The following is a 19,367-nucleotide window of genomic DNA, read 5'->3' as shown; positions in this document are numbered from 1 at the left end:
GGATGGCCAACCCCGGTTCATGGGTGGGCAATGCCCCCACCATGGGCTGCGTATCGATCGGATAACGGGGCTCGCGCCGAGCGTGTGATGCGCGTAGACAGTGCCCTGACCTGGGGCATCAATCACCCATCAGATCCGGAGATTCCATGCGGAAGTCCCTCAAAGCGGCCGCCGTCGGCGCCGCCTGTGTCGTCGCCGGTGGCGCCCTGTACGGCGCCGGCGCGGCCACCGCCGGTCAGTCCACGGCGAACTCCACGCACGAGCCCTACAACATCGGGCTGCTGGTCAAGGACATCGACACCTACTACGGCACCACGCCCGACGCCGAGGGTGTGTACCAGGCGTCCCCGGACAGCCCGTACGCCAAGGATCTCGCGCGGATCGACGCCGCCGCGAGGAAGTACCTCGACCAGGCGGCGCGCAAGGCCCACCACAGGGGCGAGAAGCCCGCGGTCGTCTTCGACATCGACGACACGCTGCTGCTCAGCCTCGACTACGAGAAGCGCTACAACTACACGTACAACTCGGCCACTTGGGCGGCCTACGTCAACAAGGCCGACCGCCCGGCCGTCTTCGGCAGCCCCGAACTGGTGCGGTACGCCGAGAAGAAGGGCGTCGAGGTGTTCTACAACTCGGGGCTCAGCGAGGCGCAGCGCTCGGCGGCCGTCGAGAACCTGAAGAAGATCGGCGCCGACATCAACCTCGACGCCGACCACATGTTCCTGAAGAACGCCGCCAACCCGCCGTCCTACCTGAGCGGTTGTGCCACCCCGGGTGCCTGGACCTGCACCACGGTGCAGTACAAGTCCGGCACCCGGAAGCACATCGAGAAGGACCTCGGGTACGAGGTCGTCGCCAACTTCGGCGACCAGTACTCCGACCTCGACGGCGGCTACGCCGACCGGACGTACAAGCTGCCGAACCCGACGTACTTCGTCAGCTGATCCCGCGTACCGGCCTCACCGACTCCAGCGTCGGCACCACCGGCTTGATCGTGCCGTCCGCCGCGAACTCCATGCGGTCGATCGTGGTTTCGCGGTGCATGCCGTCGCCGCCCGGTTTTCCGGGGCCGTTCACGGCGAACCGGTGGTAGACGACGTACCAGTCGTCGGTGCCGGGGACGTTCACCACGGAGTGGTGCCCGGTGCCGAGGATGCCGTACTCGGCACGCTTGGACAGGATCGTCCCCCGCTTGGTCCACGGGCCGAGCGGGGACGGTCCGGTCGCGTAGGCGACGTGGTAGTTCTCGCTACGGGTGTCGTCCTCGGACCACATGAAGTAGTACGTGCCCTTCCGCTTGATCACGAAGGATCCCTCGCGGAAGTTGTCCGGGGTGATGTCCTTCACCTTCGAAGCGTCGTACGAGGTCATGTCGTCGTTCAGCGGCACCACGTACCCGTGCCCGTTGCCCCAGTAGAGATACGACTGGCCGTCGTCGTCCGTGAACACCGCCGGGTCGATCATCTGGCCGCTCAGTGAACCGCCCTTCGCCACCAGGGGTTTGCCCAGGGCGTCCTTGAAGGGACCGGCGGGGGAGTCGGCCACCGCCACGCCGATCTGCTGCTCGGCGCAGAAGTAGAAGTAGTACTTGCCGTCGCGTTCGGCGATCGCCGGCGCCCACGCGTTCTTGTCGGCCCAGCTCACGTCCGGACCCAGGTCGAGGATGACTCCGTGGTCCTTCCAGTGGACCAGGTCCTTCGACGAGTACGCCTTGAACCGCGTGCCGCTCCAGCCCTGGAAGCCGTCCGTCGTCGGATAGATCCAGTACTCGCCGTTCAGGTAGTGCACGTCCGGGTCGGCGTTGAGGCCGGGCAGCGTCGGGCTGCCGGTGCGGACCGCCTCGACGGTCCAGGTGCGCCTTGTGCCGTCCGCGCCCGTCACGGTGTACCTCTGCGGTGTGCGGAAGTCCCGGCGGGTACCGGACCTCGGACTGACCGTCGCCCCCTTGCCCACCCACAGCTTCGGAGCGAGTCGGCGCAGATCCGTACCGGGCTCCATCGGCAGCACGGCCTTCGACGCGGCCTCCGTGACGATCGCGTATCCCTTCTGGCCCTCGGCCGTCGCGTCCATGAGCGAGGCGGGAGTGGAGGGGTACGCGGCCAGGAGCCGGTCGTACTCCTTCTGCGTCACCGGGAGGACGGTGCCGTGCCGGGGGCTCGCGGGCAGCTGGTAGTTCGTGGACGGGGTCCACTTGCCCGAGTCGAGGTCGGTGGTCTCGAAGGGGACGTAGCCCCGGCCGCCGTACTCGTCGATGAAGAGGTACCACTTCTTCTCGGTGTTGGACTTGAAGACCGTCGGGCCCTCACCGCGGTCCATGGCACCGCTGCCGATGCAGTCCGCGACCAGGTCGTACCTGGTCGACGTCAGACTGGTCGACTTCTCCCCGGTGATGAACTTGGCGCACGGCGAGCTGGAGGTCGGGTCCCGCTCGTCCTTGGTGAAGCGGTAGTAGGTGTCCTTGTTCTTCACGACCGTCGAGTCGATGACCGAGTAGCCCGGGTCGTCCCAGACCTTCGGCTCGCTGAAGTCGCGGAAGTCCTTCGTGGTCGCGTAGAGCATCTTGTTGTACGTCGATCCCTTGTGGTCGGGATCGTCGTCGGCGTACAGCTTCGACGCCCAGAAGACGACGTACTCACCGAGGGAGTCGTCCCAGTAGGCCTCCGGCGCCCAGGTGTTGCCCGCGCTGTCCGGAGCGACCTTCACCAGGCGCTGGTCGGTCCAGTGGACCAGGTCCGTGGACTCCCACACCATGATCGACTTGCTGCCGTGCCGCTGGACGTCGTCCCAGCTGCCGCTGCTGTTCTGGTACATCCTGAGGTCGGTGGCGATCAGGAAGAACTTGTCGCCCTTGGGGGAGCGGATGACGAACGGATCGCGCAGCCCCTTCTCCCCGATGGTGGACGTCAGGACCGGCTTGCCCGCGTTCAGTTCCCGCCAGTGCAGCGGATCGTTGCCACGGCTGAGGGCGTAGCGGATCTGTTCGCCGTCGGCGGTGCCCTCGCCGGTGAAGTAGGTGAAGAGGTACCCGGCGTACTTGGGCTGCTTCACGGGTGGCGCTCCTGAATGGGCGGTGCCGGGAGGTATCGAGAGGAGGGAGAGGAGGAGCGCCAGGAAGGGGACCAGGAGCGTGCGGGCGGTACGGCGTCTGGGGGGTCGCATGACACATCCTGTGGGACTGTGGGGGTTTCTGTTGGGTCGCTGTGTCCTCGGAGTGTCATAGGAGTGACACAGCGCGTCAATCGGTGCGGGCTGGACCGCGGGGATCGAAAGTTTCGATCGTTTTCGCCGGGCGGCGGCAACCTTTCCGGTCAGCGGTGGCGACCAGATCCCAGAAACGGGCCGGGGCGGCCCCTCCGGCCCGTTTCGCCCCCATCCCCCAGGAAAGGAACGCTTCGTGCGTCTTGGCACCGGACGTCACCGCAGGACACGGACCCTGTCGATCGCCGCGGTGGTGGCCGTCGCCGCGGGGGCGGGCGGCGTGTACCTCGGCCTCTCGGGCGTCGGAGCGCAGGCCGCCTCGTCGACGGTCACCGTGTCCACCACCGCGCAGCTGGAGTCGGCGGTCAGGAACGCGGTCGCCGGCACCGTCATCCAGGTCCGCGGGGGCACGTACTTCCCGGCGGCCGCCCTCAAGTCCACGGCCGACGGCACCGGTTCGGCCCGGATCACGCTGCGGGCGTACGGTACCGAGAAGGTGCGGATCGACGGGTCCGAGCTGCCCGACGGCTCCTGGCTGGCCGGGATCCACGGCGACTACTGGACCGTCCAGAACCTCACCTTCCAGAACTCCCCGGCGCAGGGCTTCGTGGCCACGTCCTCCGTGGGCGGTGTCTTCAAAAACCTGGTCACCGCCGACAACGGGGACTCCGGCTTCACGCTGCGCGGCGACGGCACGACCGGCAACCTCGTGCAGAACCTGGACAGTCACGGCAACTACGACGCCGCCGGGCACGGGCAGAACGCCGACGGGATCGCCGTGAAGTTCGGCTCCGGTACCGGCAACAGGATCATCGGGGCGCGGTTGTACGACAACTCCGACGACGGCCTCGACCTGTGGCAGTTCTCCTCGTCGGTCACCGTCGAGCGCACCTGGGCCTTCGGCAACGGCCGCAACCGGTGGGGGGACTCCGCGTTCGAGGGCAACGGGAACGGTTTCAAGCTGGGCGGCGGGGGCGCCACCGTCGCGCATGTCGTCAACCACAACGCGGCCTGGGACAACGCGTTGCACGGGTTCACCGACAACTCCAACCCGGGCGCGATCGTGCTCAACCGGAACACGGCCTACGCGAACGCCGAGGCGGGTTTCTTCTTCGCCACGGGGAAGGCCCGGCTCGCCCGGAACCTGGCGGTGAGCAACCAGGGCGGGTTGTCCGAGCTGAGTCCGGCCACCGTCTCCGCGGCGAACAACTGGGACAGCGGTGTCAGCACGCCCGTCTTCAGGTCGACCGACGCGACGTCGGCTTACGGGGCCCGGAAGCCGGACGGGGCCCTGCCCTCCACCACGTTCCTGACCACCGGGTCCACCACCATCGGCGCCACCATGCACTGAGTGCGGTTCGCGGGCGGCATCGAGCGGCGGCCGGCGCCGCCGGGGCCGTACCAAGTCCGGCTGGTCGCCCAGGTCTTCCCGCGCCCCTGGGGGTGCGAAACGCCCCCGCCGGTCGTCACCGGCGGGGGCGTCCTCGTGACCGGCCGAGGGGGGCTCGACCAGTGCTTCCGGTCTGGCCCAAAGGGGGGCTTTGGCCAGGCCGGCATCCAGGGACCATGTTCCCTGGTCGCCACCGCCGAGGAAAGGGTTGCCGCAGCGTCGGCTTTTTTCAGGAGTCGCCTTCGTCGCTCCCACGGGCGGCGAAGTCGCCGGCCACGGCGCGCTGCCCGCCGCCCGCGGTGCCGCTGACCGTGTAGGTGTCGTCCTTCGCGTCCCGGCCGCCGCGGTCGTGGTCGTACTGGCCCGCGAAGACCCACTGGCCCGGCCACACCGTACGGCCTTGCTTGAGCACCCACGTGTAGACGAGGTAGCCGTCCTGCTCGGCCACCGTCGCCGTGAAGTCGCCCTCGGGCGCGGACCGCCAGGCACCGGCCGAGGTCACCCCGCCGGTCTGCCTGACCTTCAACCGGACGGTGAGCGCGGTGAGTTTCTCGCTCGTCTTCACGGTGACGTTGCTCTGCGCCCAGAACTCGTTGCTGTGCGGGTCCACCGAACCGTCCGACCACAGCGGGCCGTCCTCGGTGCCGGAGGCGGACGGCGGCGCGGTAGTGGCGGAACTCGGCGATCGAGTGGGCGACTTGCTCGGCGGGTCGGGCTCCCGGGTGGTGCTCGGTGTCGGGTCCGCCGGCGGGGCGGGCGCGCGGCTCGTCGCGTCCGGCGACGGTGTGGGCGTCGGTGAGACGTCGACCGCCTGAGGGGGAGCCTCGTCCCTGACCGCGGAGGCGACCGCGTAGCCGCCGACCCCGAGCACGCACGCGACCGCGGCGGTGGCGCCGACCACCCGCACCCAGCCGAACACCGGCGGACGGGCCTCCCGATGGTCGGCGCGGGTCTGCTCGGTCATCCCGCGCTCGACCCGGGCCAGGATGCGCGCGCGGTCGGGCTCGTGTGCCCCGGCCACCTCGTGCAGCCGAGCGCGCAGCCCGTCGTGCACGTCCCGCCGCATCATCATCGGTCCCTTCCTCCGGCGTCACCGGTGCGCACCATCGCAGCGCGCACCTGACGCGGAGCTGCCGGTGCCCCGAGCAACCGCTGCAATTCGGCCATCCCCTTGGAGGTCTGGCTCTTCACCGTACCGACCGAGACGCCCAAAGCGAGCGCGGTGTCCTTCTCCGAGAGGTCGAAGGCGTGCCGCAACACCACGCAGGCGCGTTTGCGGAACGGGAGTCTACGCAACGCCTCCTGCACGTCGACCACGCCCGCCACGTCCGGGTTCTCGGTCTTCTCCTCGCGCTGCGACCAGAACAGCGCGACCCGTCGCCGCTCCCGGACGGCACTGCGGATCCGGGTGCGGGCCAGGTTGGCAACGACACCGCGCGCGTAGGCCGCCGGATGGTCGGCCGCGCGTACCCGGTCCCAGCGGTGCCACAACGCCAGCAGGGCGTCCGCCGCCAGGTCGTCGGCGGCGTCCGCCTCACCGGTCAGCAGATGTGCGAGACGGGACAGTTCGGCGTAGTGACGCTCGAAGAAGGCGTGGAACTCCACGGAGGCTGCGTCGTCGACGACTGTGCCCACGGGCGACCTCTCCTCACGGCGGCTCGGGCATCCGGCAGACGGATGCCGTCTGTGCGTGTCATGCGTATGACATGTGATCATCCGGCGTAGGCCGGTTCGGGATCCGGAAGCGTAGCAGCGATCGTGCGCATGGTTCGTACGGGCCTTCGAACACCCTCTGACCGGCGCGACTCTGATTCCGTAACACGGAGAAAACCTGAAAACGGTTCAACGACGGAACAATCCAGCCAGCATCCGCACACCGATCATTCAGGCAACAAGGAGCAACGACCATGTCCGTGACGCAGCAGCCGACCGACCGGCCAGGTGGCCCGCCACCAGGGGCGAACGGCGTCGACCGGTTCTTCAGGATCTCCGAGCGGGGGTCCACCCTCGGCCGGGAGATACGCGGCGGCCTCGCCACCTTCTTCACGATGGCCTACATCCTTGTCCTGAATCCCATCATCCTCGGCAGCGCGAAGGACAAGTTCGGCCACCAGCTGGATGCCGTCCAACTGACCACCGCCACCGCCCTGGTGGCCGCCGTGATGACGATCATCATGGGTATCGGCGGTAACCTCCCGCTCGCGCTCGCGGCCGGCCTCGGACTGAACGCGGTCGTCGCCTTCCAGATCGCCCCGCTGATGAGCTGGGACGACGCGATGGGCCTCATCGTCCTCGAGGGCCTGCTCATCTGCGTGTTGGTGGTGACCGGGCTGCGCGAGGCCGTCATGCACGCGATCCCGCAGTCGCTGAAGCAGGCGATCAGCGTCGGCATCGGTCTCTTCATCGCCTTCATCGGCTTCGTCGACGCCGGGTTCGTCAGCCGGATCCCCGACGTGGCGGGCACCACCGTCCCGGTCCAGCTCGGCGCCACCGGCACCCTCACCGGGTGGCCGATCCTGGTCTTCTGTCTCGGGGTGCTGCTGACGATCGGACTGCTCGCCCGCAAGGTCAGGGGCGCCATCCTCATCAGCATCGTGACCATGACGGTCGTCGCGATCGTCATCGACTCGATCGCCGACATCAAGACCTGGGGCCTGACCACGCCGAAGATCCCGGACGACATCGTCGCCTCGCCCGACTTCGGCCTCATCGGCCACTTCAGCCTGTTCGGCGCCTTCGGTCAGACCAGCGCCATCACCGTCGTGCTGCTGGTCTTCACGCTGATCCTGTCCGACTTCTTCGACACCATGGGCACGGTGGTCGGCGTCAGCGCCGAGGCCGGACTGCTGGACGATCAGGGCAGGGTGCCGAACCTCGGGCGGGTGCTGCTCATCGACGGCGCGGCGGCGGTCGCGGGCGGCGCGTCCTCGTCCTCCTCCGCCACCTCCTACATCGAGTCGGCGGCCGGTGTCGGCGAGGGCTCGCGCACCGGCTTCTCCAACCTCGTCACCGGCGGCCTGTTCGCCCTGGCCCTGTTCCTGACCCCGCTGCTCACCATCGTCCCGCTCCAGGCGGCGGCCCCGGCCCTCGTCGCCGTCGGCTTCCTGATGATGACCCAGGTCAAGAACATCGACTGGGACAAGTACGAGATCGCCATCCCGGCGTTCCTGACCATCGCCGTGATGCCGTTCACCTACTCCATCACCAACGGCATCGGCGCCGGCTTCCTCTCCTACGTCCTGCTCAAGACGGTCCTCGGCAAGGCGAAGGAGATCCACTGGCTGCTGTGGGGGACGGCCGCCCTGTTCCTGGTGTACTTCGCGATCGACCCGATCGAGCAGATCCTCGGCGCGAAGTGAGAACGGGCGGAAGCCCCGGCGCCCTGCCGGGGCTTCCGCCCGTTCTCCAGTGCCGATCCGGACCTCAGCACCGATCCGTTCTCCAGCGCCGCATCCAGTCCTTCGGCGCCGCACCTAGTTCTTCAGCGCCGCTTCCATCACGGCCTTGGCCACCGGAGCCGCCAGCCCGTTGCCGCTGACCTCCGAACGCGCCGCGTTCGACTGCTCCACGACCACCGCCACGGCGACCTCCTTGCCATCGGCCTTGCCGTACGACGTGAACCAGGCGTACGGCGTCTGGCTGTTGTTCTCGCCGTGCTGGGCGGTGCCGGTCTTGCCGCCCACCGTCGCACCGGAGATCCGCGCGTTCGTGCCGGTGCCCTCCTCGACGACCGTCTGCATCGCCGACTGCAACTGCTCGGCGGTGGAGGAGCTGACGATCTCCTTGGTGTCCGCGTCGTCGTCGTAGTTCTCCAGGACGGAACCGCCGCTGTCGGTGATCTGCGAAACCATATGCGGCGAGACCAGCTTGCCGTCGTTGGCTATGGCCGCGGACACCATGGCCATCTGCAGCGGCGTCGCCGTCACATCGAACTGGCCGATGCCTGACAGGGCCGTCTGCGCCTGGTCCATGTCCTTCGGATACACGCTCTCGTACGCGCGCACCGGCACGTCCTGCGTCGCGTCGTCGAAGCCGAACTTGTCGGCCGTCGCCCGGATCTTGTCCTCACCCAGGTCCACGGCCATCTTCGCGAAGACGTTGTTGCAGGAGTACTCCAGGGCCACCCGGATCGTGGCGTTCTCGCAGGGTGCCGACGGGTTCTCGTTCGCCAGGACGCTGTTGGACTGCGGCAGCTTGTACGGGTTCGGGCTGTCCGTCTTCTCGTCCACCGACGAGTACAGACCGTCCTCCAGCGCGGTCGCCGCCACGACCAGTTTGAACGTGGAGCCCGGCGGCAGCGGCTGGCGCAGCGCCCGGTTGGTCAGTGGCTTGTCGGAGTCCTTGGTCAGCTTTCCCCAGGCCGTACCGGCGGTGTTGGCGGCGGTGAGCGAGGAGGGGTCGTACGACGGCGTCGACACGACCGCGAGGATCCTGCCCGTGCTCGGGTCGATCGCGACGGCCGCGCCCTTCTTGTCGCCGAGCGTGTCGTACGCCGCCTTCTGCACGTCCGGATCGACGGTCGTCACCACGTTGCCGGGCTCGGCCCGCTCGTTGGTGACCGTGTCCATGACCGTCTTCAGCCGGTTGTCCGTCCCGTTGAGGAGGTCCTGGTAGACGCCCTCCAGCTGGGTGGGCGCGTACGCCTGCGAGGCGTAGCCCGTCACCGCCGCGTACAGCGGGCCGTCCGTGTAGGTGCGCTTGTACTTGAGATCGCTGCCCTTCGTCTGCGCGGAACCGGTGATCGACTTGCCGGCCACGATGATGTTCCCGAGCGGCTCCGCGTACGTCTCGATCGCGTTGCGCCGGTTGTCCTTGTCGTCCGCGAGCGCCCGGCCGTCGTAGAACTGCACCCAGGTCGCCCGGACCAGCAGGGCGAGCACCAGGAGCAGCGTGAGGACGGAGGCGCGCCTGATCGTCTTGTTCATCCCGCTCTGAAGGACGAGCAAGGACGATCGGATCGTTCCCTTCCGCCGGATTTCTCATCGGACGTTCATGAACACATGGGGCGTTCACGAACTCCGTCCGGCGGGCACGGGCCTTCACCCCCGCAGGGTCAGCACGACCTCGTCGATCTCCTCGCGACGCGCGTTCGCGAAACCCCGCGCCCGTGCCGTCGCCCGGAAGCCGCACTTCTCCAGGACGCGCAGGGAGCCCTCGTTGTCGGCGGCCACGCGGGCGTACAGCGGGCGTTCCGGCACCTCGGTCACCAGTGCGCGCAGGGCCGAGGTGGCCACGCCCCGCCCCCAGTACGCGCGGTCCACCCAGTACGTCACCTCGCGCTCGCCCGGTTCCCCGTACACCGCCGCGCTGCCGACCACGTCACCGTCGGCCAGCACCGTCCGGGCGACGGCGTCCGAGGCGCGGATCCGCTTCCAGAGGGCGTCGAAGGCGTCCCGGTCGGCGGGATCCTTCGGGGTGAAGGCCGCCATGCGGACGGCCTCCGGGTCGTTCATCTGCCGGAAGAAGACCGGCAGGTCGCTGTCGTGGACCTCGCGCAGTGCGATCTCCATCGATTCAGAGCCTCCGAGTGGCGAGCGTGAGCCGGTCACGGGCGTCGAACAGGGCGTCCTTCACCATCTGCTCGTGGGCGGGGGTCAGCCGGGCCACCGGCACGGAGCAGCTGATCGCGTCCCGCGCGGGCGTGCGGTAGGGGATCGCCACGCCGAAGCAGCGCAGCCCCAGCGTGTTCTCCTCGCGGTCGACGGAGAAGCCCTGCTCCCTGATCTGGTGCAGCTCCTCGATGAGCTTCTCCCGATCAGTGATCGTGTGCTCGGTGAGCGCCGGCAGGGTCTCCGGGAGCATCTTGCGGACCTGCTCGTCCGGGTAGGTGCTCAGCAGCGCCTTGCCGAGGGAGGTCGAGTGCGCGGGCAGGCGGCGGCCGACCCGGGTGAAGGGGCGCAGGTAGTGCTGCGACTGGCGGGTGGCGAGGTAGACGACGTTCGTGCCGTCCAGACGGGCCAGGTGGATGGTCTCCGTGGTGTCGTCCGAGAGACGGTCCAGGGTCGGCCGGGCGGCCGCGACCACCTCGTCGCCGTCGATGTACGAGGTGCCCACCAGCAGTGCCCTTACGCCGATGCCGTACCGGGTGCCCGTGGCGTCCGTCTCCACCCAGCCCAGCTCCACGAGTGTGCGCAGTAGCATGTACAGACTGGACTTGGGGTAGCCGACGGCCTCCTGGACCGCCGCCAGGGAGTGCATGCCGGGGCGTCCGGCGAAGTATTCGAGCAGTTCAACGGTCCGTACCGCGGACTTGACCTGCGCCCCGCCGCCTGTCTCGGCTGCCGACATCGCCCTTGACCCCTTCGTTCGACGGGAAATAGTCTCCAACAGCATATTCACCATCAGAGACAGTGTTCAGCATATCGAACGCCCTGGTGGATGGCCCAGATACTGCGGCATTACAGCGCAAGACATACGCAAGACATACCTGGAGGGACCCGCGGTGGCAGCAGCACCAGTCTGGAGTGTCGACCCCCGAACCGGGAAGCAGCGCGAGCAGGTTGCGGTGGAGGCCACAGCCCAGGAGGTGGACGCCACCGTCCGCGCCGCGCACGCGGCGCGGGGCTCGCTGGCCGACCGAACCGTGCGCTCGGCGTTCCTGCGTTCCGCCGCCGACGGTCTGGAGGCGGCCAAGGACCACCTCGTCGAGGCCGCCGACGCCGAGACCGCGCTCGGTCCGGTGCGGCTGACCGGCGAACTCGCCCGCACCTGCTACCAGCTGCGGGCCTTCGCGGACATCGTCGACGAGGGCGCCTTCCTGGACGTCGTCATCAACCACCCCGACGACACCGCGACGCCGCCGATCCCGGACCTGCGCCGCTACAAGGTGCCGCTCGGTGTGGTCGCCGTCTACTCGGCCTCCAACTTCCCCTTCGCCTTCTCGGTCGCCGGCGGCGACACGGCGAGCGCGCTGGCCGCGGGCTCCCCGGTCGTCGTCAAGTCGCACCCCGACCACCCGGCGCTGTCCGAGCTGGTCGCGTCCGTGCTGCGCCGGGCCGCCGCCGGGCACGACATCCCCGAGGGGGTCGTGGGTCTCGTGCACGGCTTCGAGGCGGGCATCGAGCTGATCAAGCACCCGCTGATCGCCGCGGCGGGCTTCACCGGATCCATCCGGGGCGGCCGCGCGCTGTTCGACGCGGCGGCCGCGCGTCCGGTGCCGATCCCGTTCCACGGCGAGCTGGGGTCGCTGAACCCCGTCGTGATCACGGAGGCGGCGGCCGCGGAACGGGCCGAGGCGATCGGCGCGGGTCTCGCCGGTTCGATGACGCTGGGCGTCGGCCAGTTCTGTGTGAAGCCGGGCCTCGTCCTCGCACCGTCCGGCGCGTCCGGCGACCGCCTGCTGAAGTCCCTGACCGACGCCGTCAGCGACACCGAGGCCGGAGTCCTCCTCGACCACCGCATGCGGGACAACTTCGTCGCCGGCGTGGCCGAGCGGGTGGAACTCCCCGACGTCGACTCCCCGGTGACGCCGGGCGCGGGCAGCGAGCACACGGTGAGCGCGGGCTTCCTGACGGTGGCGGCGGACAAGCTGGCCACCGAGGGCGCCTACGACCTCCTCCTGGAGGAGTGCTTCGGCCCGGTGACGGTCGTGGCCCGCTACGACGACGACGCCCAGGCCCAGGCCGTGCTCTCCCGCCTGCCGGGCAACCTCACCGCGACGGTCCATCTGTCGACGGAGGAGGCGGCCGGTGAGGGACGCGGCGCGGAGATCCTGGCGGAGCTGACCCCGCTGGCCGGCCGGGTGCTGGTCAACGGCTGGCCGACGGGTGTCGCCGTGGCCCCGGCCCAGCATCACGGAGGGCCGTACCCGGCCACGACCTCCACGTCGACCTCCGTCGGCGGTACGGCGATCGAGCGGTGGCTGCGGCCCGTGGCCTACCAGAACGCGCCTCAGGCGCTGCTGCCGGCGGAGCTGCGGGACGACAACCCGCTCGGGCTGCCCCGCCGTTTCAACGGCCGACTCGAACGCTGATCGCACAAGGGCCGCGCGGAGAAGGGGAAACTGGGAAACTCCGATGATGGACGTGAAACTTCCCGAACTCCCCTTCCCCCTGCGCACCTACGGCCCCGACGGCAACTGGTCCCACGAGGAGGGTGTCCTCACCGGATGGGCCGGACCCCGCCAGGACCGCTTCGTCACGCCCACCGGCGAGGGCCTGGACCCCGCCTCCGACGCGCCCCGGCTGCTCGGGTCACCCGTGGGCGACTTCCAGCTGATCGCCCGGGTCACCGTCGGGTTCGCCGCGGCCTTCGACGCCGGGGTGCTGTACGTCCATGTCGGTGAGCGGGCGTGGGCGAAGCTGTGTCTGGAGTTCTCCCCGGACGTGCCCACCGTCTGCACGGTGGTCACCCGGGGGCACTCGGACGACGCCAACTCCTTCGCCGTGGACGGCAGTTCCGTATGGCTGCGGGTGAGCCGCACCGGGCGGGCCTTCGCCTTTCACGCCTCCCGCGACGGTGAGCGCTGGACCTTCGTCCGGCTCTTCACCCTCGGGGACGAGGAGGAGACCGGCGCCGCCCTCGTCGGCTTCATGACACAGTCGCCGATGGGGGCGGGGTGTGTCGTGACGTACGACCACATCGAGTTCCGGCCTACCTGGCCGGACGACCTGCGAGACGGCAGCTGAGGGCGAACGTCACCACGAGCAGGGCCGCGCTGACGGCCAGGCTCAGCCGCATCCCCTCGACGAACCCGTCGGAGACCAGCGCCCCGAAGACGGCGATGCCCAGGCCCCCGGACACCTGTCGCGCCGCGTTGAGCACCCCGGCCGCCAGGCCCGCCCGTTCGGCGGGCACGGCGTCCATCATCGCGGCGGTCAGCGGCGGCACCGTCAGCGCGCAGCCCAGCGCCATCGGCACGAGGAGCCCCGCCACCAGAGCGGGCGGGGTGCCCGCGTCGACGTACAGCAGCCCGAGCAGTCCCGCGACGGCCAGCCCCTGCCCGACCAGCATCGGCAGCCGGGGGCCGTGGCGGCCGGCGAGCTTGCCCGCCACCACGTTCGTCACCGCGATGAGCCCGGTCATCGGCAGGAACATCAGCCCGGCGGCCAGCGCCGAACGGCCCTGCACCTGCTGGAAGAAGAGCGAGAAGACGAACACCATGCTGTAGAAGGCCACACTGACCGCCGCTCCCGTCGCGACCGTCGCGACCACGGTCCGGTCGCGGAAGAGGCCGAGGGGGACGACCGGGTGCGGGGTGCGCGCCTCGATCCGCAGGAACGCGACCGCGGCGACGACGGCCACCGCTCCCGCCGCCCAGCCCGCCGTTCCGCCCTCGATCACCGCGAACGCCAGAGCCGTCAGGGCCAGCACCGCCGTCACCTGGCCGGGCAGATCCAGTGGTGCCGGACGGCGCTCGGAGCGCGGTGCCCGCAGGAGCAGGACGAGGATCAGCGCCCCCACGGGAAGATTGACGAAGAAGATCCCCCGCCAGTCCCACGCCGTGGTCAGCGCACCGCCCGCCACCGGGCCCAGCGCCACCGCCGCCGAACCACCGGCCGCCCACAGGGCCACCGCGCGGGCCCGCCGGGCCGGATCGGTGTACGCCTGCCGCACCAGCGCCAGTGAGGCCGGGAGCACGACGGCCGCCGCCACACCCTGCACCACCCGGGCGCCGATCAGAGCCGGCAGATTCGGTGCCAGTCCGCAGGCGACCGAGGCGAGCGTGAACACGGTGGTGCCGAGCGCGTACGCCCGGCTCGCTCCCACGCGGTCCGAGAACGCCCCGGTGGACAGCATCAGCGCGGCGAAGGCCAGCGTGTACGCGTCCACCACCCACTGCAGGCCGGACATGCCGGCGTCGAGGGAGGAACCGATCGCGGGCAGCGCCACGTTCACCACCGACGCGTCGAGGCAGATCAGCGCGAAGCCGAGCAGGGCGGCGGTGAGAGTGAGCGCGGAGGAGGGTCTCCTGGAACCCAACTCGCGCTCAGGAAGGGCGAGTCGGTCGGGGCTCCGGGACTGTTTCGTGGCCATGACTCCATGCTGCGGATCTCCGCCGCCGTACAGTAGTGGCCGCAATGCCATATGCCCGGAGGTTCTGGCCATGCCCGAGCAGCTCAGCCCGCACCGCATCGCGGTCATCGCGCCCTCACCCGTCTCGATGTTCAACCTCGCCATCCCGGAGATGCTCTTCGGCAAGGTCGAGCGGGACGGGCGGCCGGGGTACGAGGTGGTCATCTGCACGGCTGAGCCCGGCCCGCTGCCCACCAGCGGCGGCCTCGACCTGTACGTCCCGCACGGCCTGGACGCCGTGCGGGACGCGGACACGGTGCTCGTCGCCGGCACCGGGGCGCCGTTCGAGCCGGAGGCGCGGATCGTGGCCGCCGTCCGCGAGGCGGCCGCCACCGGCAAGCGCATCGCGGCCCTGTGCACCGGCGCCTTCCAGCTCGCCGAGGCGGGCCTGCTCCAGGGCCGCAAGGCCACGACGTACTGGGCGCACGCCGAGGAACTCCGCACGCGCTACCCGCAGGTCGAACTCTGCGCGGACGTGCTGTACGTGCAGGACGGGCCGTATCTGACGGCGTCCGGCTACGCCGCCGGCATCGACCTGTGCCTGCACCTCATCCGCACCGACTACGGCGCCGCCGTCGCCAACAAGGTCGCCCGGCTCGCCCTCGTCGCCCCGGTGCGCCCCGGCGGCCAGACGCAGTTCACCCAGACCCCGCTGCCGCCCGAGCGCGGGACCGCCTGCGCCGACACCCGCGGCTGGGCCATGCGCAACCTGGACAAGCCGCTCACCCTGGCCGAACTGGCCCGGCACTCGGGCGTCTCCGTGCGCACCCTCACCCGGCGCTTCCACGCCGAGAGCGGTGTGAGCCCGCTGCAGTGGCTGCTCCACCAGCGCATCGAGCGGGCGAAGGAGCTCCTGGAGACCACCGCCCTGTCCATGGACCAGGTGGCCCGCGCCTGCGGCCTGGGCACCGCCGACTCGCTGCGCGCCCATGTGGTGCGGCGGACCGGACTGACCCCGAGCGCCTACCGGGCACAGTTCAGCCGCCTGGGAACCACGTCCGTGACCGGCACGTCCTCCGCTGCGTGATCGGACACGGTCAAGCTGTTCCAGTTCCGCGTCGACCCCGGCCACTGGCGCGCCGGCATCGGTACGGCCCTGCAACCCGTCACCCGGGAATGAACCACGTTCGGGAATGAACCACGTTGCTTTAACGTTCACGCACTCGGCGGAGGGAGCCTCCGTACCCGTACGACCTGGAGACCGAGACATGCGCGTCGAGATCTGGACGGACATCGCCTGCCCCTGGTGCTACGTCGGCAAGGCCCGTTTCGACAAGGCGCTGGAGGCCTTCCCGCACCGCGACCAGGTCGAGGTGGTGCACCGGTCGTTCGAGCTGGACCCCGGTCGCGCCAAGGACGACATCCAGCCGGTGCTCGCGATGCTCACCAAGAAGTACGGCATGAGCGAGGCGCAGGCCCAGGCCGGCGAGGAGAACCTGGGCGCGCAGGCCGCCGCCGAGGGGCTGGAGTACCGCACCCGGGACCGCGACCACGGCAACACCTTCGACATGCACCGGCTGCTCCACCTCGCCAAGGAGCAGGGCAGGCAGAGCGAGCTCATCCAGGCCTTCTACACGGCCAACTTCGCCGAGGAGCGGTCCGTCTTCTCCGAGGGCGACGAGCGGCTGATCGAGCTGGCCGTCGCCGCGGGCCTGGACGCCGACGCCGCCCGCGCGGTCCTCGCCGACCCGACCGCGTACGCGGCAGACGTCCGCGCCGACGAGCGTGAGGCAGCCCAGCTCGGGGCGAACGGGGTGCCCTTCTTCGTCCTCGACCGCAAGTACGGTGTCTCCGGCGCCCAGCCCGCCGAGGTCTTCGCGCAGGCGCTGACCGAGGCGTGGGGCGAGCGGTCACCGCTGAAGCTGATCGACGAGGGCGGCGCGCAGGCGTGCGGTCCGGACGGGTGCGCGGTGCCGCAGCACTGAGCCGTGCCGCCGCACCGGGAGACGTGCAGGTCGGGGCTGACGTATAAGCATCGCTTGGCGAATCCTCGTAGAACTGCGTAATGGACGAGGGGTGGTCGGTGGCTCACAGTGGTCTCATGGAGACCTTCGAGAGCCTCGTCCGCGCCGAGTTCGCCCCGAAGAACACCTTTCTGAACACCGCGAGCAACGGGCTGCTCCCCGCCCGTACCGTGGCCGCCCTCCAGGAGGCGGCCCTGCTGCGGGCCGAGGGCAGCCCGCTGGACCCGCTGTACGAGGACGTGGAGACCGCCCGGGCCGTCTTCGCCCGGCTGGCCGGCGTCGCGGTCGGCCGGGTCGCGGCCGGGTCCTCGGTCTCCGCCCACACCGGGCTGGTCGCCGCCTCACTGCCCGCGGGCGCCGAAGTACTCACCGCCGAGGGCGACTTCACCTCCGTCGTGAACCCCTTCCACGCCCGCGGGGACCTCAAGGTGCGCGCCGTGCCCCTGGAGCGGCTCGCCGAGTCGGTCCGCCCGGGCACCGCGCTCGTTGCGGTCAGCTCCGCACAGTCAGCCGACGGCCGGATCGCCGACCTGCCCGCGCTCCGGGAGGCGGCCCGCGAGCACGGCGCCCGCACGTACGTGGACGTCTCCCAGTCCGCCGGATGGCTGCCGATCAAGGCCGACGCGCAGGACTTCACCGTCTCGGTCGGCTACAAGTGGCTGCTCGGCCCGCACGGGGTGGCCTTCCTCGTCGTACCGGAGAACTCGCAGGATTCGGCGGGCTCGGGGGGCTCGGAGGACTTCGGCGGCCTCACGCCGATCCTGGCCGGCTGGGTCGCGGGGGAGAACCCGTGGGACAGCTGCTACGGCCCCCTGGCCGAACTCGCCCACTCCGCGCGCCGGTTCGACCTGCCTCCGGATCTGGCCGCCTACGCCGGGATGCGCCGCTCCCTCGAACTCGTCGAGGAACTCGGCGTCGACGCCCTGCACGCCCACGACCTCGCCCTCGCCGACCGCTTCCGCACGGGACTGGCCGCCCTCGGCCACGAGCCCGTGCCCGCTCCCGGCTCGGCGATCGTCTCCGTCCCCGGGCTCGGTGACCGCCGACCCCGGTTGAACAGCGCCGGGATCCAGACCGCCGAGCGCGCGGGCAACCTGCGCGTCTCCTTCCACCTGTACAACACGTCCGACGACGTCGACCGGCTGCTGGACGTCCTGTCCGGCTGAACGTACGGATCGCCCTAAACACACCGAACACACCGAACGCACTGGAGCGGGCGGTGTCACTGGCGTGGCCGTATAGCCGATTACGCCTGTGACACCGCCCGCTCCACGGGCCCGGGGTCACCTCACCGCGGTGAGGTCCCGTGGCCCGTTGCCGCATACTCCGGGGACACCCCCAGGGCTCGACCTACCGCACCGGAGTGAAGTCCGTCGCGCCGATGCCGCATGTTCCGGGGGACAACACCCGGACCCCCGGCCGAACTCGACCTACCGCACCGGAGTGAAGTCCGTCGCGCCGATGTACTCCGGTCGCCGCACCGGAGCCGCGAACGGCTCGACGGCCTTGTTCTCCACGCTGTTGAACACGATGAACACGTTGCTGCGCGGGAACGGCGTGATGTTGTCGCCCGATCCGTGCATGCAGTTGCAGTCGAACCAGGTCGCCGAACCGGCCTTGCCGGTGAACAGCTTGATGCCGTAGTCGGAGGCCATCTTGGTCAGCGCCTCGTCGGACGGCGTGCCCGCGTCCTGCATCTGCAGGGACTTCTTGTAGTTGTCCTTCGGGGTGGCCCCCGAGCACCCGAGAAACGTCCGGTGCGACCCCGGCATGATCATGAGGCCGCCGTTGGTGTCGTAGTTCTCGGTGAGCGCGATCGACACCGAGACCGTCCGCATGTTCGGCAGACCGTCCTCGGCGTGCCAGGTCTCGAAGTCGGAGTGCCAGTAGAAGCCGCTGGCGCCGAAGCCCGGCTTGACGTTGATCCGCGACTGGTGGACGTACACGTCCGAGCCGAGGATCTGCCGTGCCCGGCCGACGATCCGCTCGTCGTGCACGAGGTTCGCGAACACCTCGCTGATCTTGTGCACCTCGAAGACGGACCGGATCTCCTGCGACTTCGGCTCGACGATCGAGCGTTCGTCGGCGCGGATCACCGGATCCGTGACGAGCCGCTCCAACTCCCGGTGGTACACGTCGACCTCGTCGGGCCCGATGAGCTGGTCGATGGCGAGGAAACCGTCGCGCTCGAACGACTGGAGGTCGGGGCCGGGAATCGGGCCGACCGCGCCGGGCGCGGACCACACCACCGGGTCCTGGCGCGGGATCGCCACCTCGGTGGCGCCGCGGCTGGGGTAGAGGTCCGTGACCGAGGCACTGGGACTGTGCGTGGTGGCGGTCATGGTGATGTCACACCTCCTCGGGCTCGGTGAGCAGTGGGTAGACGCCGTTCTCGTCGTGGTCCTCCCGTCCGGTCACGGGCGGGTTGAAGACACAGATGCAGCGGAAGTCCTCCTTGATCCGCATCGTGTGCCGCTCATGGCCGTCGAGCAGGTACATGGTCCCGGGCGTGATGGTGTACTTCTGCCCGGTCTCGTCGTCGGTGAGCTCGGCCTCGCCCTCGACGCACACGACGGCCTCGATGTGGTTCGCGTACCACATCGACGTCTCCGTACCCGCGTACAGGGTCGTCTCGTGCAGGGAGAAGCCGACCTTCTCCTTGGCGAGAACGATGCGTTTGCTCTCCCAGGTGCCGGACTCGGCCTTCACGTGCCGGTCGGTGCCTTCGATGTCCTTGAACGAACGGACGATCACGGTGCTGCGATGCCTCCTAGATGGATGACGGATGTGTCGGTCGTGCT

At 69.8% G+C, this 19,367-nt stretch carries 17 protein-coding genes; 8 read left to right on the top strand and 9 right to left on the bottom strand.

The annotated features are described in order from the left end of the window. The first annotated feature begins 146 nt into the window (after positions 1-146). Positions 147-944 (top strand): HAD family acid phosphatase, encoded by a 798-nt coding sequence (locus tag OHA64_RS11235; protein WP_405611714.1) that lies wholly within the window; start codon positions 147-149, stop codon positions 942-944. On the opposite strand, the gene OHA64_RS11230 is transcribed toward OHA64_RS11235, so the two are convergent. Then, on the bottom strand, positions 937-3,159 hold the full coding sequence (locus tag OHA64_RS11230; RefSeq protein ID WP_405611712.1) for a family 43 glycosylhydrolase: 2,223 nt from the start codon (positions 3,157-3,159) through the stop codon (positions 937-939). The genes OHA64_RS11235 and OHA64_RS11230 overlap by 8 nt on opposite strands. Positions 3,160-3,394: 235 nt before the next feature. Between OHA64_RS11230 and OHA64_RS11225 the strand changes: the two genes are divergently transcribed. Further along, positions 3,395-4,549: a right-handed parallel beta-helix repeat-containing protein gene (locus OHA64_RS11225; RefSeq protein ID WP_405611710.1), complete on the top strand. Its 1,155-nt coding sequence runs from the start codon at positions 3,395-3,397 to the stop codon at positions 4,547-4,549. A gap of 268 nt (positions 4,550-4,817) precedes the next feature. On the opposite strand, the gene OHA64_RS11220 is transcribed toward OHA64_RS11225, so the two are convergent. Together OHA64_RS11220 and OHA64_RS11215 are read right to left on the bottom strand one after the other, a co-directional pair. Then, positions 4,818-5,660: a hypothetical protein gene (locus OHA64_RS11220; protein ID WP_405611708.1), complete on the bottom strand. Its 843-nt coding sequence runs from the start codon at positions 5,658-5,660 to the stop codon at positions 4,818-4,820. Continuing rightward, on the bottom strand, positions 5,657-6,223 hold the full coding sequence (locus OHA64_RS11215; protein WP_405611706.1) for a SigE family RNA polymerase sigma factor: 567 nt from the start codon (positions 6,221-6,223) through the stop codon (positions 5,657-5,659). The genes OHA64_RS11220 and OHA64_RS11215 overlap by 4 nt, the downstream gene beginning before the upstream one ends. A 272-nt stretch (positions 6,224-6,495) precedes the next feature. Between OHA64_RS11215 and OHA64_RS11210 the strand changes: the two genes are divergently transcribed. Then, positions 6,496-7,947 carry an NCS2 family permease gene (locus OHA64_RS11210; RefSeq protein WP_405611704.1) on the top strand — a complete coding sequence of 484 codons (1,452 nt, stop codon included), beginning with the start codon at positions 6,496-6,498 and terminating at the stop codon, positions 7,945-7,947. 114 nt (positions 7,948-8,061) lie between these two features. Here OHA64_RS11210 and OHA64_RS11205 read toward each other — a convergent pair whose 3' ends face one another. The 3 genes from OHA64_RS11205 to OHA64_RS11195 form a co-directional block, all read right to left on the bottom strand. Then, entirely contained in the window at positions 8,062-9,513 is a 1,452-nt protein-coding gene (locus OHA64_RS11205) for a peptidoglycan D,D-transpeptidase FtsI family protein (protein WP_405611702.1), read from the bottom strand. A 114-nt stretch (positions 9,514-9,627) separates the two neighbouring features. Next, positions 9,628-10,098: a GNAT family N-acetyltransferase gene (locus OHA64_RS11200; RefSeq protein WP_405611699.1), complete on the bottom strand. Its 471-nt coding sequence runs from the start codon at positions 10,096-10,098 to the stop codon at positions 9,628-9,630. 4 nt (positions 10,099-10,102) lie between these two features. Further along, positions 10,103-10,876, bottom strand: coding sequence for an IclR family transcriptional regulator (locus tag OHA64_RS11195; protein ID WP_356776745.1), 774 nt, complete (start codon positions 10,874-10,876; stop codon positions 10,103-10,105). Positions 10,877-11,030: 154 nt separating this feature from the next. Here OHA64_RS11195 and OHA64_RS11190 point away from each other — a divergent pair, with 154 nt between their 5' ends. After that, positions 11,031-12,560 carry an aldehyde dehydrogenase (NADP(+)) gene (locus tag OHA64_RS11190; protein ID WP_405611695.1) on the top strand — a complete coding sequence of 510 codons (1,530 nt, stop codon included), beginning with the start codon at positions 11,031-11,033 and terminating at the stop codon, positions 12,558-12,560. Between the two features lie 46 nt (positions 12,561-12,606). After that, positions 12,607-13,215 (top strand): DUF1349 domain-containing protein, encoded by a 609-nt coding sequence (locus tag OHA64_RS11185; RefSeq protein ID WP_405623934.1) that lies wholly within the window; start codon positions 12,607-12,609, stop codon positions 13,213-13,215. On the opposite strand, the gene OHA64_RS11180 is transcribed toward OHA64_RS11185, so the two are convergent. Then, a complete protein-coding gene (locus tag OHA64_RS11180; protein WP_405611692.1) occupies positions 13,181-14,563 on the bottom strand; it encodes an MFS transporter in 1,383 nt (460 codons plus the stop codon). The two genes, OHA64_RS11185 and OHA64_RS11180, sit on opposite strands and share 35 nt — an antisense overlap. A 70-nt stretch (positions 14,564-14,633) precedes the next feature. Between OHA64_RS11180 and OHA64_RS11175 the strand changes: the two genes are divergently transcribed. The 3 genes from OHA64_RS11175 (at position 14,634) to OHA64_RS11165 (ending at position 17,732) form a co-directional block, all read left to right on the top strand. Beyond that, complete coding sequence (locus OHA64_RS11175) at positions 14,634-15,629, top strand: GlxA family transcriptional regulator (protein ID WP_405611689.1); 996 nt, start codon at positions 14,634-14,636, stop codon at positions 15,627-15,629. Between the two features lie 181 nt (positions 15,630-15,810). Next, positions 15,811-16,527: a DsbA family oxidoreductase gene (locus tag OHA64_RS11170; RefSeq protein WP_405611686.1), complete on the top strand. Its 717-nt coding sequence runs from the start codon at positions 15,811-15,813 to the stop codon at positions 16,525-16,527. 116 nt (positions 16,528-16,643) lie between these two features. Beyond that, the gene (locus OHA64_RS11165; protein ID WP_405611683.1) at positions 16,644-17,732 is read left to right on the top strand and encodes an aminotransferase class V-fold PLP-dependent enzyme; all 1,089 of its coding nucleotides are present in this window, start codon (positions 16,644-16,646) and stop codon (positions 17,730-17,732) included. 264 nt (positions 17,733-17,996) lie between these two features. Here the strand turns inward: OHA64_RS11165 and thpD are convergent, their stop codons facing one another. Together thpD and OHA64_RS11155 are read right to left on the bottom strand one after the other, a co-directional pair. Then, positions 17,997-18,908: an ectoine hydroxylase gene (gene thpD, locus OHA64_RS11160; protein ID WP_405611680.1), complete on the bottom strand. Its 912-nt coding sequence runs from the start codon at positions 18,906-18,908 to the stop codon at positions 17,997-17,999. A gap of 7 nt (positions 18,909-18,915) precedes the next feature. Then, complete coding sequence (locus OHA64_RS11155; protein WP_356777138.1) at positions 18,916-19,320, bottom strand: ectoine synthase; 405 nt, start codon at positions 19,318-19,320, stop codon at positions 18,916-18,918. Positions 19,321-19,367: the final 47 nt, after the last annotated feature.

Origin of the sequence: Streptomyces sp. NBC_00076, from assembly GCF_045041235.1 — a bacterium.
Lineage (GTDB): Bacteria > Actinomycetota > Actinomycetes > Streptomycetales > Streptomycetaceae > Streptomyces.
The sequence above is the reverse complement of the archived record's forward strand: the minus strand, read 5'-3'. Positions and strand labels throughout refer to the sequence as shown.